A 15,891-nucleotide genomic window follows, 5' to 3' on the forward strand; every position below is an offset into this window, starting at 1 on the left:
ACATGACGTTCTTACGTCGGCTGACTCCGGCTTCGTAACACATGAAGCCCACATGGAGGAACCACATGAAGACCACGGTGACGTAGTAGTAATTCTCAATGAAAAGGTCATCGCCCATCATCGTGCCAACACCTCCTCACCGGGACTCGTAACGGGCATGGACATGGTGGTGTCTCCCCCTATTGCTTGTTGGAATCGCGGCCAACCAATGACTCGGGTACCAGTCTCGGCACCTTTCGACATCGGGATCGCCGGCATGACGAGTGTCACAGTAACAGCAGCGGACCATCCTTGGTAGGAAAACGATCTTCCTACAGGGAAACCTGTTTTCAATCGTGGCCTCACCGGATCAGAGTGGAGACGCTCCCCGGAACACACCGCTCATCGCTGGCCCCGCAATGGCGGGATCAGGGGTCGCTGTGAATCTTTAAAACCTCGCCGGTGTCGGCATGGATCTCGACCGCCGTCCGACGCTCGAACCCGCCCTCGCCATCTTTAGCCACGATCCAGAACGTGACTGCCCACACGGGCTTCGGTGGGTACCCCTGCCGGCCTAGTTCGGCGTTGAAGTGCTCGGGCTCGAAGTCAATCTGTGCCCGGGCGATACGGACCGCCTCGTCACCAGTGATATCGGTACGGCCCAGACATCCACCGAGGTAGCCAACGACTACGACGATGGCTAGGCCTGTGAACATCTTTGCCGGTATGGACCACTGGCGAATCGACCTCATCAGGATCTCCGTTCCCGGTTGGCCACCCAAGCTCTAAGCGCCAGGTAGCCCAAGACGTGGGTCATGCCGACCACTGAGGCCCACCAAAGGGTCATTCGGCGGTCAAATTTTTGTTGACGGGCCTCCCAGACAGTGAGTCCAAGTGCGGCGATCAGCAGGACAAATAGAACCGCGCTGTTATGGGCTCCGAGGAGCCAGAGGATTCCCACAGGTCGTTCTATTCCGGGGCCGGGAAGACCTTGACCGACATGAAGCGGACCGGAAGGTCGACCAGGGCGACCGGGCCGTGGGCCACCTCGCCGTGGATCTGGATGGTGTCTCCGGCCCCTAGGCGATACACCTTGGGTCCGTACCCGTAGTCCATCGATCCCTCCAAGATGTGGAGAAACTCCACGCCCTCGTGCTGGAACAACGGGAATACGTCGTCGCCGGCCTCCAGCGTCACCATCATCGGCTCGATGATCCGGGTCTTGCCCCGAAGCGACCCCAAGTCCTCATAGATGTGACCCGGGCGACTGCCCTCATGGAGGATCTCCATTCGCTCGTCGGCCCGCACGATGACCACGTCATGCTCCTCGTCGAGGCCACGAAAGAAGGCCGTGATGGGAACCTGCGCAGCGTGGGCCAGCCGGGTGAGCGTGGAGAGGCTGGGTGACGTCTGGCCGTGTTCGATCTTGGACACCATGCCAAGCGAGATCTCAGAAACCTCGGCGAACTGGGCCATGGTGAGGCCAAGCGCCCGTCGGGCGTCGCGGACCCGCTCACCTACCACCCGACAGACATCATCGGAGGAGAAGACGTGTCCGGCTCCTGCTTCGGTGATGGCCATCGTTCGTCGCCCTTCGCCGGACTGTCGCCCAGGACCCTGTTCGTTCCGGCCACCAGCCAGAAACCGTGACCCAGATGGTACTTAGGAACCACCACGGTAGCGGTTACGCCCCTGAGGGTGAAAGTCGGAACCGCGAGCCCAACCGTCGCTCTTAGGCTCCGGGCCGTGCCGGACGTGGTGGTGGTCGGAGCAGGGGTTATGGGAGCCTCCATCGCTCTCGAGTTGCAGAGGTCCGGACGGACGGTGGTGGTGGTCGACAAGGGAGACGCCGTCGGCAGCGGTTCCACCAGCTCCAGCTCAGCGGTGGTGCGGTTCAACTTCTCGACCCTGGCCGCCGTCACCGCTGCGTGGGAATCGGCTCACCGGTGGGGGGCATGGGCCGACCACCTCGGCTTGGCCAACGATGCCGACGCTGGCGGGGAGTTAGGCCCGCTGGCCAAGTTCGTCCGGTGTCCGATGCTGTTCCTGGAACCCCCGGGTTTCCCCCGGGCCGACGCCACGATCCTGCTTTCCACGGTCGGCGTACCGTACGAGGTACTCGACGAGGGCGAGCTCCGCCGCCAGTTCCCGGCGCTGGACACCGGCCGCTACCACCCACCCCGCCGACCGGACGACCCCCGGTTCGGCCTCGGACCGTTCGGCAGGCTCGACGCCGTGCTCGTCCCCGACGGCGGGTTCATCGACGACCCCCGGTTGGCAGCCACCAACCTGATGGACGCCGCCCGCCGCCACGGGACGGAGGTCCGGTTGGGGACTGAAGTGGTAGCCGTCGAGACCGGCTCCGGGAGGACATCTGGAGTCCGCCTGGCCGACGGCACCACGCTGGACGCCTCGGTAGTGGTTAACGCCGCCGGTCCGTGGAGTGCCCGCCTGAACGTCCTAGCGGGCGTAGTCGATGATGGCGCGGTGCCCACCCGGCCCCTACGTCAGGAGGTTCACGTGGTCCCGGCCCCGGCGGGCTTCGGCCTGGACGATGGGGGTGCCATGGTCGCCGACTTGGACCTCGGCTATTACACCCGCCCGGCGCCCGGCGGCACCCTCCTGGTAGGCGGGGTCGAACCGGACTGCGACCCGCTGGAGTGGGTGGAAGATCCCGACGACGTGGCGCCCACCCCGACTGTGCCCTGTTTCGAGGCCCAGGTGTGGCGCCTGGCCCGCCGCCTTCCTGATCTCGCCGTCCCCCACCGTCCCATCGGTCTAGCCGGCGTCTACGACGTCACCCCGGACTGGATGCCGGTCTACGACCGCACATCGCTGGACGGCTTCTACGTGGCCATCGGCACGTCGGGCAACCAATTCAAGAACGCACCGCTGGTCGGCCAGATCCTCTGTGACCTAGTCGACGCCTGCGAGGCAGGCCACGACCACGATGCCGACCCGGTGACAACCAACTGTCACCGAATTGGCCGCCCGCTGGACCTCGGTGCCTTCTCCCGGTTGCGGTCCATGACGACCACCACCGGAACAGTGATGGGATGACCAGCCAAGGCCCGTTGGCGGCCTGCGTTCTGGTGGTCCGAGTTACGCCGAAATCCCGTAGTGCCGATGTACGGATCGCCGACGGCGTGGTCCGGGTCCGGGTCACCGCTGCCCCCGAGGAAGGGCGGGCCACCGAAGCGGCCCGCAGGGCCCTGGCCTCAGCGCTAGGGCTACACCGGACGGCGGTTGAGTTGGAGGCCGGAGCTACATCGCGGATCAAGCGGTTCCGGGTGGACGGGCTGGACGAAGCGACCGCCCGACAACGGCTAGCCGGACCGCCCGAACCGTAGTGGTCTCGTCACAGGCCCTACGGTGGCCGCATGGCCCAGGCCGAGCGGCGGGCCGGAAGAGGAGCAAAACCATGGGCGCCGACGGCACCTGGAACATGACCATGAAGACCCCGATGGGCGAGCAGGCGGGAACTCTCACGCTGTCCACCGACGGCGGCACCCTCACCGGCACCATGGGTGGCCCGCAGGGAACGATGGAACTGGAGAATGGCACGGTCGACGGTGACAACCTGGCGTGGACCGTCAACATGACCTCGCCGATGCCCATCACCATCGAGGCCACGGCCACCGTCGACGGCGATGCCATCAGTGGTGAGGCCAAACTGGGCGCGTTCGGCACGGCGCCGTTCTCCGGCACTCGAACCTGACCGGAATCAGCCCCTCCGGGGCCACCGGCGAGAGTCAGGTTAGGACGGGTTCCAGATCCCCTCGGCTACAAGGTCGGCCTGGACCTCAATGATTCCCTCGCGGAGTACGTCGACCATCCAATCGATCTGATCGGTGGTGAGAACCAGCGGCGGGGACAGCACGTTGAGGTGGGCGATGGGCCGGACGATCAGGCCCCGCTTCTCGCAGGCGTTGGCCACCCGGTCACCAACGTGCACCGACGGATCGAAGAGTGCTCTGGTCTCCTTGTCGGCCACGTTCTCCACGCACTGCATGAAGTGGCTGCCGCGTACGTCGCCCACGATCCCCAGATCGGAGAGGGTGGCCAGGCGTTCGGAGAAGTAGGGACCGACCCGACGAACGTGCCCGCAGAGGTCCTCTCGTTCCATGATCTCGATGTTCTTGAGGGCCGCCGCACAGCAGACCGGATGGCCCGAGTACGTGAAGCCGTGGGCGAACACCGAACCCTCGGCCTGGGGAACGCTGATCACGTCGTAGATCTCGTCGGAGATCAACGTGGCCGATAGCGGCGCGTAAGCCGACGTGAGGCCCTTGGCCGAGTTGATGACGTCGGGCACGATTCCGAACACGTCTTCCGAAGCAAAAAAGTGTCCGAGCCGACCGAAGGCGGTCACTACCTCGTCGGCCACGAAGAGGATCCGGTACTCGGTACAGAGGTCGCGCATGCCCTGCAGGTAGCCGGGAGGTGGGACCAGCACGCCGCCGGCCCCCATGATCGGCTCGGCAAAGAAGGCGGCCACGTTGTCGGCCCCCAACGACTCGATCTTGTCGCGGAACTCGTCGAGGAGCAGGTTGGTGTACTCCTCCGGTGTGGTTCCTTCGGGGCGCCGATAGAGGTCCGGGCCGGACACCCTCTGGATGAGCGGCTCGCCGATGACGTCGAAGCCGATGTGGTCGTATTCGATCCCGGTCATCGACATGGCCAGGTAGGTGGAGCCGTGGTACCCGTTCTCCCGGGTGATGATGATCTTCTTGTTGGGCATGCCCAACTGGTTGAAGTAGAAGTGAATGACCCGCACGGTGGTGTCGTTGGCCATCGACCCGCCCGATCCGTAGATCACGTGGTTGAGCGGCCCGGGGGCCAGGCTGGCCAGTTTGGCGGAGAGTTCGGCAGCGGGAACAGAGGTGTGGTGGCCAAACGACGAGTAGTAGGTCATCCTCGTGGCCTGTTCGGCCATGGCCTGGCCGATCTCGGCCCGCCCGTAACCGGCGTTCACGCACCACAGGCCACCGATTCCGTCCAGGTAGCGGCGCCCGTCACTGTCGAAGATGTAGGCGCCCTCCGACTCGGCCACCACGAGGGACCCTTGCTCGTGGAAGGTTTCGAAGTCGGTCCACGGGTGGACGAAGTGATCGATGTCCTTTTGTCGAATGTCCTGCGTGTCGTACTGGTCGAACTGGCTCGAGACCTCAGCCTCAACCCGGATTTCGTGCTCGATGGACAACGTCATCCTCCCTGGTCCTCTGGCCGCGATCGTGGCACGGATCAGCGGCCCCACCGCAACGGGCCGGACGGGCCCACCGGTAGCTCTTCGGACGCGGTTTCAGAACCGAGTCAGATCAAGCTCCGTGATGGCGGTCCCCCTGTTCGAGCCACCGTCGCTCCTCGGTAGTGAGCTCCATCGTTGCAGCCTCAATGTTTGCCGTGGCCTCTGGTCCGCTTCGCGCCGCGCACACCGCGTGGGCGCGCATCGGCGAGTTCGCCACGTAGGCGATAGCCACTTGTTCCAGACTGCAACCCCGTAAAGCAGCCAGTTCTTGGGAGTTATCGCGGCGGCGTCGGTTGTTCAACGAGTCGTAGCACCGGGTCGTTTCTGGGTCGGTCTTCGACCCTGGCTGGTGGGAGGTGGTTAGAAAGCCGCCAGCGAGCGGCGACCAGGCCATGACGGTGATTCCTGTTTCAATTAGTGACGCCCGTTCGGCGGCCCGTTCAAAGCCGGTCAGGGTGGTGACTCCTGGCCATGGCTCGGCGAGTTGATCAACTAGTGAGAACTGAGAGCTGGTGGCGATCGGTGGCGAGACATTGGCAGCATCGAGAGCTTGGCGGAGTCGTGCAGTCGACCAGTTAGATACCCCCCAAGCGTCGATCGTGCCGGACGCCACCTGATCCTGTGCGGCATCAACCAACTCGGTGATCGGGACTGAAGGGTCATCCCGATGGAACAGCCATAGGTCGAGCCGTTCGATTCCCATGCGGTCCAGAGTGACCGCCACGTCGGTTGCCACCGCTTCGGGCCGAACTCGGGACGCGGTCCAGTCTGGTGGCCCGGGATGGCAACCCTTCCCGATAAGGGTGACAGCCTCGCGAAGGCCCCGGTCGGCCACCCAAGCGCCGAGGCGTCCGTCGCAGGTACCTCCCTCGTCGGCGTAGACCAGTCCCGAGTCAAAGGCATCGACCCCGGATTGATAAACCTCGTCAAGGAGTCGTCGAGGTTCAGGAACCAGGGTTGCCCCGAACAAAGGCGTCGCTCCCTGGATCACCTTCGATAGCGGCCTAGACAACCCCATCGTCAGAGGGGTTCCCTGTCGCACGGGTAGGCGACTCCTATGCGGGAACGGATCTCGTCCATTAACCCAGCCATAGTCACTGACCAGACCCAAGGGACCACTGGACTCTCCGCTGCGCCTACCTCCAAGCATCGGGCCACTTCAATGATTTGGTATTCGAACCCGTTGACCTGATGTGGCTCGTGCGCCTCGTCAACTTTCTCACCGCTCAGCGAGATGAGAGCCATTCGTTCGGCACGCCAAAAGTTCGGAATTTCAATGATCCCCTTGGTGCCGATGATTTGACCGTTAGGTGCAAGGTGGGTGTTGATCGCCGAACTGAGCCTGGCCGACCCACCGGCGGAGTAGTTAGCAACCACGGATAGGCGGGCGTCCACACCGTCTGGCGACAACTCAGCTTCGGCGTCAAAGGAGACCGGTTGGGTGCCGAACGTCAATTCGGCAAGGGTCAGCGGGTAGATCCCGATGTCGAGCAAGCTGCCCCCGGCCAACTCCGGCGCCCAGAGCCGATGAGTCGGGTCGTAGGGGGCATCAAATCCGAGGCTCGCTTCGACCGCTCGGATCTCGCCGACGCGACCCTCGTCAATCCATCTCCGGAGCACCCCGAAGACCGGGAGGTGACGAGTCCACATGGCCTCCATGAGGAAGGCCCCCGATGACCGAGCAACATCGACCATCTGTTGGGCCTGCGGCGCGTTTACGGCCATCGGCTTCTCGCACAGCACGGGCAGTCCTACGCCTAGGAGAACTACGGCGACCTCACTGTGGCTGCTATGCGGAGTAGCAACGTAGACGGCGTCCACCTCGCCAACCAGGTCTGTTGGATGACTACTCGACCAGTCAATTTCGTGGCTCGTAGCGAAAGCGGCAGCCCTTGATGCCTCGCGGCCGATGACCGCCACAACCTCGTGGCCGACACCTCGCGCCGCGTCTAGGAATGTGGAAACAATTCTTCCGTGTCCGACAATGCCCCATCGCATCAACCAAGCATCGCACCCGCGTGAAAATCTGACCGGTTCGCCTCTGCTCGCTTGGGCCTATAACCCCAAGGCAGCCGGTCTCGAAGGGCCAGATGAACCCCACAGGTAGCCTTGATAGTGGGACGATCGTTGTGGCCAGTAACGCGCCACATAACGCGCCTCCCTCGCCCTCGTAGCTCAGTCGGATAGAGCGACCGCCTCCTAAGCGGTAGGCCGCAGGTTCGATTCCTGCCGAGGGCGCCCAGTCATCGGCCGCGTCCCCTTCGGACGACACTGACCCCAATGCCCCGGCCCGCATCCCGCGGCTGCGGCAGGGCTGTCGGCCCGCTACGTTCGCTCCCCATGGGAATGCGCCTTTACGACACGGCCCGCGGCGAGGTTGTCCCCTTTGAACCTGGCCCGACGGCATCGATCTACGTGTGCGGGATCACCCCCTACGACGCCACCCACCTCGGGCACGCCTTCACCTACCTCACCTTCGACCTAGTGGTTCGACGGCTCGAGGACCTGGGCCACGAGGTCTGCATGGTCCGCAACGTCACCGACGTCGACGACTCCATCCTGGGCAAGGCCCGCGAGCTGGACGTCGACTACCTCGACTTGGCGGCCCGCGAGATGGACCTCTTCCACGCCGACCTGGCAGCCCTGGACCTACGTCCGGCGACCGCCGAGCCGACGGCCACCGGCTCCATCGACGGCATGCTCGAACTGATCGGACGGCTGGAGGACAACGGCCACACCTACACCGTCGACGGCAACACCTTCTTTGACGTCTCCACGTGGGACAGGTTCGGTTCCCTCACCGGCCTAGATGAGGCCACCATGCTGGAGTACGCCGCCGAGCGGGGCGGGCACCCCGACGACCCCCGGCAGCGCAATCCCTTGGACTTTGTGCTCTGGCAGAAAAGCGCCGAGGACGAGCCGTCCTGGGACTCGCCGTTTGGCCCCGGCCGCCCCGGTTGGCACATCGAGTGCTCCGCCATGGCCATGGCCGAACTGGGCGAGACGATCGACCTGCACGGCGGTGGCGATGACCTGACGTTTCCCCACCACGAGTGCGAGGCGGCACAAAGTTGTGCAGTTACCGGTGCACCGCTGGCCCGCCACTGGATGCACGTCGGCATGGTTGCCTACGAGGGCACCAAGATGTCTAAGTCGTTGGGGAACCTGGTGTTCGTCAGGAACCTGCGCCGGATGCACGATCCCCGGGCCATCCGTCTGGCCCTGATGGCCCACCACTACCGGGACGGCTTCGAGTGGTTCGACTACAACATCGACGATGCCATCACCCGTCTGGACCGCCTCATCGCTGCGGCACGCCGAGCCAAGGGGCCGAACCCGGCGCCCACGCTGGCCGCCGTCCGGGCCGCACTGGACGACGACTTGGACACGGCTACGGCCCGACAGGCCATCGACCTGCTGGCCGGCGGCATCCTGTCCGGCTCGGGCGACGATCCGACGGCAGCCTCCGGGCTGGCCGCCGCAGCGGCCCTGCTCGGGGTGCGGCTCGACGCCACCCTTCCTGAGTCCTGGGTCCGCACCACCTGACCGGACGCCCTGCGGCCCCGGCCCCGGTCGCCGTATCCTGATCCGGTGCTGCGCTTCACCGACAGCCTGACCGGCGAGAAGGCCCCCTTCACCCCCCGAGAGGAGGGCAGGGTTTCCGTCTACTGGTGCGGTCCCACCGTCTATGACGACCCGCACCTCGGCCACGCCCGCAGCACCCTGGCCTTCGACGTGCTGGTCCGGTACCTACGGTGGTCGGGCTACGACGTGCTCGCTGTGTCCAACATCACCGACATCGACGACAAGATCATCAACCGGGCCGCCGAGGAGGGCACCGACGAACCGGCGGTGGCCACCCGCTTCGAGGCTTCGTTCATCAGCCAGATGGACCGCCTCAACATCGCCCACCCAGACCTGCGCCCCCGGGCCACCGAGTTCGTGGACCGCATGGTCGAGGTGGTAGCCGACCTGGTGGAACACGGGATGGCCTACACCACCGATTCCGGCGTCTACTTCGACGTGGACCGTCTGGACGGGTACGGCGCGCTGGTCGGGCGGTCGGTTGACGACCTACGCGACGGCGCCGGAGCCCGGGTCGACGTTGACGATGACAAGGACGACCCACTCGACTTCGCCCTCTGGAAGGCAGCCAAGCCCGGCGAGCCCACGTGGGACTCACCGTGGGGACCGGGACGACCCGGCTGGCACATTGAGTGCGTGGCTATGTCGCTCCACCTGCTGGGCGACGGCTTCGACATCCACGGCGGGGGTGACGACCTGGTCTTCCCCCACCACGAGAACGAGCGGGCCGAGGCCCTGGGATGCGGCCGGACCTTTGCCCAGTACTGGGTCCACAACGGGATGGTTCAGGTGGATGGCGAGAAGATGTCCAAGTCCCTGGACAACTTCACCACACTGTCCGCCCTGCTGGACGCCTGGGACCCCCGGGTGCTCCGCCTGGTAGTCCTCCAGACCCACTACCGACGCACGATGGAGATCGGATCGACCACGTTGGACCAGGCGTCGGCGGCCCTAACCCGCCTAGACAAGTTCGCCGACCGGATGGCCGCCGCCGACCTCCCCGAGGCTGAGGCTGACCCCGATGCCGTCGCCCAATTCCGCGAGGCCATGGACGACGACCTGGGATCGCCCCAGGCCCTGGCCGTGGTCTTCGACGCCGTCCGCGACGCCAACCGGGCCCTGGACGCCGAGGATGACGCCACGGCGGCCACCCTGGCTGCCGCTGTCCTCGAACTATCGGCTGCCTTGGGCCTGAAGCTGGGAAGTTCCGCCGCGCCGGAAAGGGCCGACGATGGGGACACCGAGGAGATCGATGCCTTGGTCGACCGACGCTTGGCCGCTAGGACGGCACGGGACTTCGGCGAGGCCGACCGAATCCGCGACGACTTGGCGGCCCGGGGAATCGTCCTAGAAGACGGCCCGCAGGGCACCTCCTGGCACCGGGTCTAGGCCCGACCACCACCCTCGGCCCTCCGGGCGGGAGCGGTCAGTTGCGGGGCACGTCAGCCCAGGCCAGTTCCTTGTCGACCCGCACGTCGCCGGGCAGGCCCAGCACCCGCTCACCGAGAATGTTGCGCATCACCTCGGACGTCCCACCCTCGATGGTGTTGGCCCGCGATCGGAGGAATGCATACCTGGGATGGATGCCTGGCCCCCGGAAACCGGTAGGCCGCGTGCGTTCGTATCCGGCCTCGTAGACCATTCCGTCGGCCCCCAGAAGATCCATGCAGGTCTCGTAGATCCGCTGGTTGACCTCTGCTGACATCAACTTGGTGACCGACCCCTCTGGTCCCGGGTTCCCGGACTTCGACGCATCGCGGGCTCGCCAGTTGGTGAGCCTCAGGGCTTCGGCTCGCATCCACAGTCCGGCCACCCGGTCCCGCATGACGTCGTGGGCCGCCGGGTCCAGCGAGCCACGTTGCTCGTTCCAAAGTTGGACGAGGTCGCCGATCGAGCCGGATCCCTTCCTGGAGACCCCGCCCCCTAGAGCCACCCGCTCGTTCATCAACGTGGTCACCGCAGCGGCCCAGCCCCCACCCACCTCGCCGAATACCCGGTCGTGGGGGATGCGCACGTCGGTCAGGAAAATTTCGTTGAATTCGGCCTCGCCGGTGATCTGGTGGAGTGGACGGACGTCCACGCCGTCGGATTCCATGTCCAGCAGGAAGTAGGTGAGGCCCTTGTGCTTTGGCTGGTCGGGATCGGTCCGGGCTACCAGCATCCCCCAGCGCGACACATGGGCCAGAGTGGTCCACACCTTCTGCCCGTTGACGATCCACTCGTCGCCGTCTCGCACGGCCCGGCTGGATAGGCCAGCCACGTCTGACCCCGACCCGGGCTCGCTAAACAGTTGGCACCAGATTTCCTCACCGGTGAACATGGGTCGCAGCAGCCGGTGCTTAAGTTCCTCGGAGGCGTAGGTGAGGACGACCGGTGCCCCCATACCGATGCCGATTGGGTTGACGTTGAGGTCGTGGTAGGTGACCCCGGCGGCCCGCAGCTCGGCGTCCACCACTGTCTGGAGGCGTCGGCTGGACAGTCCAAGACCTCCCAGCCCCTCAGGGAACTGGACGAGCGCCAGGCCGCGGTCGAACTGTGCGCCCCGGAACTCGACTTGGTCCACCCGATCGGGCGGAACCTCCTGGACCAGTTCCCTGGTCAAATTCTGGATCTCGGCTTCGGTGATGTCAGCCATGGGATCCCTCGGTTCGCAGCATCGTCTAGTCGGTCGGTGGCGAACCTACCCCCGGGCCATCGGACGGCCGCCACCCGGGGTCACCTGACTCACCAGGGATCCCGGAGGGCGTACAGGAACCCGTCCCGGGACCCGATGTAGACGGTGCCATTCCAGACGGCGGCTGACGCCTCGACGCAGCCACCGGTCGGGACCTCCCAGAGCAACGGCGGCTGGACCGTGGTGTCGGACACGTCGAAGGCCAGTACTCGGCCGGCCCAGGCGCAGTCCCCAATAATCAGGACGTCGTCGACCACGGTGGGTGACGACCACACGGGCCGGGGCAGCGTCACCGTCCACCGCACGGACCCGTTGGCCCGATCCACACCCAGCACCTCGCCGTCGTCGGTAGCTACCAGCAGGAGGTCGCGGTGCACGGCCGGCGTCGCCCACACCCCGGAGGGTGCCTCCGATCGGGCCTCTAGGGCCCACACCAGCGGGTCGTCGGGACGTGACGGGTCCAGCTTGATGACCTGTCCGAGCTCGTGGGAACGGTCAGTCTCTCGCTCGTATTCCACAGCCACGTAGAGCATTCCTTCAGCGTCCGGGACCAACGTGGCGTCCACGTCGTCACCCACCCAGTACCGGAACGTCCGGTGGGGCCTCACGCCATCGGCCAGCCCGGAGAGGTCCCAGCCCTGAACGAGACCGCCCGAGTTGGCGAACCAGAGGGTGTCGCCGATCACTAGGGGCGAGTTCTCGATGGAAAGGTTGTAGCCGACGTCATCGATCAGCTGGTTGTCCCACCCGTGGGTGAACCACACCAGGTCGGGATCCACAGTGACCAGGCCATCGGCGTCGTAGCCGCGCCGGAGTTGCACCACGTGAAACCGGCTGTTCTCCCCTGCAGCGAAGAGGTAGTCATCTAAGACCAGCGGCGCGGCATCCCAGTCGGAGTTCCAGAGCGGCTGCCCGGAGTCCCCGGCGTGGAGGCTCCACAAGACCACCGGTTCGTCACGGTCGAAGGCCACGACACGGAGCAGGTCGTCGCGAGAACCTACGTATACCAGGGGGAAGCCGTCCGGGTCGACGGTGACCGATCCCTTCACGAGGTCGCCGGTCGGAAGGTCGGGAAGCCGTCGGGCCCCGGTGATCCCATCCAGGAAGTGCACCTTGCCGTCCAGGGCGCCGAACACCACCCAGGTGTGCCCCTCTCGTTCGAAGACGGCGGGCTGGCCGGTCCATCCCAGGCCACACCACTCCTTCTCCTCGTCGCCCACTACGGCAACCGAGCACATCTTCTCGTCGCGGGGGAACCGCCAGGCCACCGTCGGAGCGGCCGGCACGGGACCCGAACCGTGGTAGCTCCGGGTCGGCGACCCCCGGAAGGTCAGGACCCCGGGGACCGAACCCCACGGTTGTCCAATGGTCGCGGGGTCCACCCACGTACCAGGCGGCCAGCCGGGTGGTTCGGTGGTCGGAGGCGGGAGCTCGACCGTGGTCGACGGGGGCACCGACGTAGTCGTGGCCGGTGCCATGGTCGTGGCCGGTGCCGTGGTCGTGGCCGGTGCCGTGGTCGTGGCCGGTGCCGTGGTCGTGGCCGACCCAGCGGACTCAGACGAGATGGCGCCGGTCGTGGCGACCTCGGTGCCCCGCTCCGGTTCGGTGGTGGACGTCGCGGCGACCGGCCTGGTCGATGACTCGGTGAACAGGTCCCCGACCGTCTCCCCCGACGGCCCTCCACAGGCGACCAGGAGGACGAGGAGGGTGACGGGCGCGACAGCCCGGAGGGCGGGCGCCGTAGGACGACGACCGACGTTCAGGCGACCGGCTCGCCCCCGAAGGTGAGCTGACCGTCTTCCTGGTCCTCGGGTTGGTCCCGTTGATCCCACTGGTGGTCCTCGAACGGATCGGCCTTCAGTTCCGACTGGTCGTCGGCTACAGCCGGGTGCCGGTCGACACCCAGAAAGGCCCGGGCCAACAGTGGTGTCTCAGCGGCCTCCGGAGCCGGGGAGGACTCGGGTCGGCTCTCGGCATCACGCGCTGACTCAAGCGGATGCACAGCGGCGGCCACTGGGCGGATCGGCTCCACGTCGGCCACCGGCCGCAGCATCTGGTCGTCCGACTCCTCGGGATCCCTGGGACGCTCGGGCAGCGGAATCAGGTTGCCCCGGGTACGGACGTCGACCACGGTCCATCCGTTTGGCGCTCGGAGCCGATCGAGATGCGTCTCACACAGCACCGCCGACCCAGGTCCGTCCACCTCGTCGAGGTCGCAGACGGTGAAGGTCAGATCCCGGACATCCATCACGACGAGGGCATCGGCCGCGCCGAGGCAGGCCGACCGCATACACAGGTCCCGCATGGGCTGAAACGGTACCCCCGGGGTAGTAGCCGGACGGGGACACCCCGACGCGGCACATGTCGGACCGTAGGCTCGGCGCGTGCCCGGATCTGACCCGCTCCCCGTCCTTGGGCTCGACGCCGACGACACCCTCTGGGAGAGCGAAGCGCGCTTTCACCAGGTGGAGGCCCGGTTCCGGGACCTGATGGCACCATGGTCGGACGAAGCGGCCACCGACGCCGCCATGCTGGCTACCGAACGGAAGAACATTGTCCGCCACGGTTACGGGGTAAAGGGCTTCGTATTGTCCATGATCGTCACCGCGGTCCACCTCAGCGACGGGGCCATCACCGCCAACCAGATCGGCGACATCGTGGCCTGGGGCCACGAACTTCTGGACCACCCAATCGAGTTGCTGGACGGGGTTGCCGACACCGTCGACGTCCTCTCGCGGACCCACCGCCTGCTCGTCATCACCAAGGGGGACCTGAACGACCAGATGACCAAAGTGGCCCGGAGTGGCCTGGCCGACCGGTTCTGGCGGGTCGAGGTGGTGGCCGAGAAGGACGAGGCCGCCTACGCAGGGGTGCTCGACCGCCTTGGCATCCAGCCCTCGGACTTCGTGATGGTCGGCAACTCGATCCGGTCCGACGTGCTTCCCGTCCTGGGGATCGGTGGGAAAGCAGTCCATGTCCCCCACACGACGACGTGGATCCTCGAGGAACCCGACCCGAAAGCCGTGGCCGCTGTCCGGTTCCCGGTCGTGGACCGCCTGGCCGACCTTCCCGCCCTGCTAGCCGACTGGACCGTCGCCTGACCGCCGGTCAGCGGAGGTAGGTGCCATCGGCCGAAGCAAGGGCCATAACGACGCCCACGTCGACCACCCAGGGGCCGTCGGCCCGAACCGATAGGACGACCCGCTCGCCGTCGGCTAGGCGACGCTTCCGCTCTCCGTCGAAGGCCAGGAGCAGCGGGCCGGCCACCTCCACGCCCTCTCCGGGGGCCAGGCGACGGACCTCGGCGAGGCCCAGGTCGTCGTAGTGCCCCGGGGCTGTCGGCCCACGGACCACCCGGTCGCAATGCTCCGCCGGACCAAACCGGAGCAGCAGCCCGTCTGCGCATCCAGGCTCCAGAGGCTCGACCAGACCCCCTACCCCGGCAAACCCCACGGCGGTCGGATCCGAGCGGGCCAGTACGGCAACCCGAACTGTCGACGGATCAAACAACTCGAACGATCCGACATACGGATCGTCGACGGCCACCGCATCAACAAGGGCCAGATCGTCCGGCCGGCCGGCCCCCAGCGGTGTAACCCGGATCACGGTGGCCGGCCGGGCCACGTCGGCCACCACACACCGCCCTGTGGCCAAATAGCCGGCCGCCGCCCCGGCCACCGTCGGTTCGACGAGCAGGGCGAAGGCGTTGTTGGTCCCGGTCGACAGGGGGATCACTGGCAGGTCAGGCCAACCGCGGGCTGCCGCCCGGTTGGTACCGTCCCCGCCCAGGACCACCACCACGGCGCACTCAGCCTCTCTCATGGCCCGCACAGCAGCCACCGTGTCCTCCTCGGTGAAGGTCAGGTCCAGGTCCAGCCACGACAGATCGACGTCGCGCATGGTCTCGGTAGCCCGCCGCACGATTCGGTGCGGGTCGTGGTGGACCACGAACCGACTGGCTCCGGCCTCCCGGGCACCACGGACAACCCGACGGACCACGTTGGCCTTGTCCTCCACGGTGACGGTTCCCGCCGCGGCTACGGCCCGGCGGACATCGGTCCCCGAGCGCGGGTTGACCACGATTCCGATCGGTCGACCCGGGGGTCTGTCCACCATGGGCCGGACCGTACCGGTCGCCGCTAAGGGAGCCCGAACGGGGTGGCTGCCACCCGCCTGGCGCCGTGACGGGGGTCGTGGTGGCTTCCCAACCTGGCAAAGAAGCGGAGATCGGTCAGCACCCGGGGGCCCGGCGGGGGCTCAGCCGTAGTCGTAAAAGCCCCGGCCCGTCTTTCGACCCAGGTGGCCGGCAGCCACCATGCGACGCAGCAACGGGGGCGGTTGGTAAAAGTCGTCGCCGTACTCGGCGAACAGCGTCTCGGCGACCAGCATCATGGTGTCCAGACCG

The 15,891-nt window shown here is 66.4% G+C and carries 18 protein-coding genes and 1 tRNA gene; 8 read left to right on the forward strand and 11 right to left on the reverse strand.

Translation table 11 applies throughout. From position 1 onward, the window contains the following. Positions 1-407: 407 nt before the first annotated feature. Genes MK181_09855 through MK181_09865 form a run of 3 tightly spaced genes read right to left on the reverse strand, consistent with a single transcriptional unit; the run spans position 408 to position 1,560 of the window. A complete protein-coding gene (locus tag MK181_09855; protein ID MCH2420104.1) occupies positions 408-731 on the reverse strand; it encodes a hypothetical protein in 324 nt (107 codons plus the stop codon). Next, entirely contained in the window at positions 731-940 is a 210-nt protein-coding gene (locus MK181_09860) for a hypothetical protein (protein ID MCH2420105.1), read from the reverse strand. The genes MK181_09855 and MK181_09860 overlap by 1 nt, the downstream gene beginning before the upstream one ends. An 8-nt stretch (positions 941-948) precedes the next feature. Further along, positions 949-1,560, reverse strand: a complete 612-nt coding sequence (locus tag MK181_09865; GenBank protein ID MCH2420106.1) for a helix-turn-helix domain-containing protein — start codon at positions 1,558-1,560, stop codon at positions 949-951. A gap of 165 nt (positions 1,561-1,725) precedes the next feature. Here MK181_09865 and MK181_09870 point away from each other — a divergent pair, with 165 nt between their 5' ends. The 3 genes from MK181_09870 to MK181_09880 all read left to right on the forward strand — a co-directional run bounded on the left by MK181_09870 (position 1,726) and on the right by MK181_09880 (position 3,697). Continuing rightward, a complete protein-coding gene (locus MK181_09870; GenBank protein ID MCH2420107.1) occupies positions 1,726-3,039 on the forward strand; it encodes an FAD-binding oxidoreductase in 1,314 nt (437 codons plus the stop codon). Continuing rightward, positions 3,036-3,329 carry a DUF167 domain-containing protein gene (locus tag MK181_09875; protein MCH2420108.1) on the forward strand — a complete coding sequence of 98 codons (294 nt, stop codon included), beginning with the start codon at positions 3,036-3,038 and terminating at the stop codon, positions 3,327-3,329. The genes MK181_09870 and MK181_09875 overlap by 4 nt, the downstream gene beginning before the upstream one ends. A 71-nt stretch (positions 3,330-3,400) precedes the next feature. After that, complete coding sequence (locus MK181_09880) at positions 3,401-3,697, forward strand: hypothetical protein (protein MCH2420109.1); 297 nt, start codon at positions 3,401-3,403, stop codon at positions 3,695-3,697. 39 nt (positions 3,698-3,736) lie between these two features. Here the strand turns inward: MK181_09880 and MK181_09885 are convergent, their stop codons facing one another. From MK181_09885 to MK181_09895, 3 genes are all read right to left on the reverse strand, one after another. After that, the gene (locus tag MK181_09885; protein ID MCH2420110.1) at positions 3,737-5,188 is read right to left on the reverse strand and encodes an aminotransferase; all 1,452 of its coding nucleotides are present in this window, start codon (positions 5,186-5,188) and stop codon (positions 3,737-3,739) included. Positions 5,189-5,297: 109 nt separating this feature from the next. Continuing rightward, entirely contained in the window at positions 5,298-6,218 is a 921-nt protein-coding gene (locus tag MK181_09890; protein ID MCH2420111.1) for an aldo/keto reductase, read from the reverse strand. A gap of 29 nt (positions 6,219-6,247) precedes the next feature. After that, a complete protein-coding gene (locus tag MK181_09895; GenBank protein MCH2420112.1) occupies positions 6,248-7,225 on the reverse strand; it encodes a Gfo/Idh/MocA family oxidoreductase in 978 nt (325 codons plus the stop codon). A 166-nt stretch (positions 7,226-7,391) separates the two neighbouring features. Here MK181_09895 and MK181_09900 point away from each other — a divergent pair. The 3 genes from MK181_09900 (at position 7,392) to cysS (MK181_09910) (ending at position 10,201) form a co-directional block, all read left to right on the forward strand. Then, positions 7,392-7,465 (forward strand) — tRNA-Arg (locus MK181_09900). A 102-nt stretch (positions 7,466-7,567) separates the two neighbouring features. Continuing rightward, the gene (cysS, locus tag MK181_09905) at positions 7,568-8,773 is read left to right on the forward strand and encodes a cysteine--tRNA ligase (GenBank protein ID MCH2420113.1); all 1,206 of its coding nucleotides are present in this window, start codon (positions 7,568-7,570) and stop codon (positions 8,771-8,773) included. Positions 8,774-8,818: 45 nt separating this feature from the next. Next, entirely contained in the window at positions 8,819-10,201 is a 1,383-nt protein-coding gene (gene cysS, locus MK181_09910) for a cysteine--tRNA ligase (GenBank protein ID MCH2420114.1), read from the forward strand. 37 nt (positions 10,202-10,238) lie between these two features. On the opposite strand, the gene MK181_09915 is transcribed toward cysS (MK181_09910), so the two are convergent. Both MK181_09915 and MK181_09920 read right to left on the reverse strand, forming a co-directional pair. Further along, positions 10,239-11,447 (reverse strand): acyl-CoA dehydrogenase family protein, encoded by a 1,209-nt coding sequence (locus tag MK181_09915; GenBank protein ID MCH2420115.1) that lies wholly within the window; start codon positions 11,445-11,447, stop codon positions 10,239-10,241. A gap of 89 nt (positions 11,448-11,536) precedes the next feature. Then, positions 11,537-12,772: a PQQ-binding-like beta-propeller repeat protein gene (locus MK181_09920; GenBank protein ID MCH2420116.1), complete on the reverse strand. Its 1,236-nt coding sequence runs from the start codon at positions 12,770-12,772 to the stop codon at positions 11,537-11,539. A 79-nt stretch (positions 12,773-12,851) separates the two neighbouring features. Between MK181_09920 and MK181_09925 the strand changes: the two genes are divergently transcribed. After that, entirely contained in the window at positions 12,852-13,274 is a 423-nt protein-coding gene (locus MK181_09925) for a hypothetical protein (protein ID MCH2420117.1), read from the forward strand. On the opposite strand, the gene MK181_09930 is transcribed toward MK181_09925, so the two are convergent. Further along, entirely contained in the window at positions 13,246-13,791 is a 546-nt protein-coding gene (locus tag MK181_09930; protein MCH2420118.1) for a DUF3499 family protein, read from the reverse strand. The genes MK181_09925 and MK181_09930 overlap by 29 nt on opposite strands. 79 nt (positions 13,792-13,870) lie before the next feature. On the opposite strand from MK181_09930, the gene MK181_09935 reads away from it, so the two are divergent. Then, the gene (locus MK181_09935; GenBank protein MCH2420119.1) at positions 13,871-14,587 is read left to right on the forward strand and encodes an HAD hydrolase-like protein; all 717 of its coding nucleotides are present in this window, start codon (positions 13,871-13,873) and stop codon (positions 14,585-14,587) included. A gap of 7 nt (positions 14,588-14,594) precedes the next feature. Here the strand turns inward: MK181_09935 and MK181_09940 are convergent, their stop codons facing one another. Together MK181_09940 and MK181_09945 are read right to left on the reverse strand one after the other, a co-directional pair. Beyond that, positions 14,595-15,602 carry an NAD(+)/NADH kinase gene (locus MK181_09940; protein ID MCH2420120.1) on the reverse strand — a complete coding sequence of 336 codons (1,008 nt, stop codon included), beginning with the start codon at positions 15,600-15,602 and terminating at the stop codon, positions 14,595-14,597. Between the two features lie 141 nt (positions 15,603-15,743). Continuing rightward, entirely contained in the window at positions 15,744-15,875 is a 132-nt protein-coding gene (locus tag MK181_09945) for a 3-hydroxyacyl-CoA dehydrogenase family protein (GenBank protein MCH2420121.1), read from the reverse strand. Positions 15,876-15,891 lie beyond the last annotated feature (16 nt).

The sequence above is a fragment of the Acidimicrobiales bacterium genome, from assembly GCA_022452035.1.
Classification (GTDB): domain Bacteria; phylum Actinomycetota; class Acidimicrobiia; order Acidimicrobiales; family MedAcidi-G1; genus UBA9410.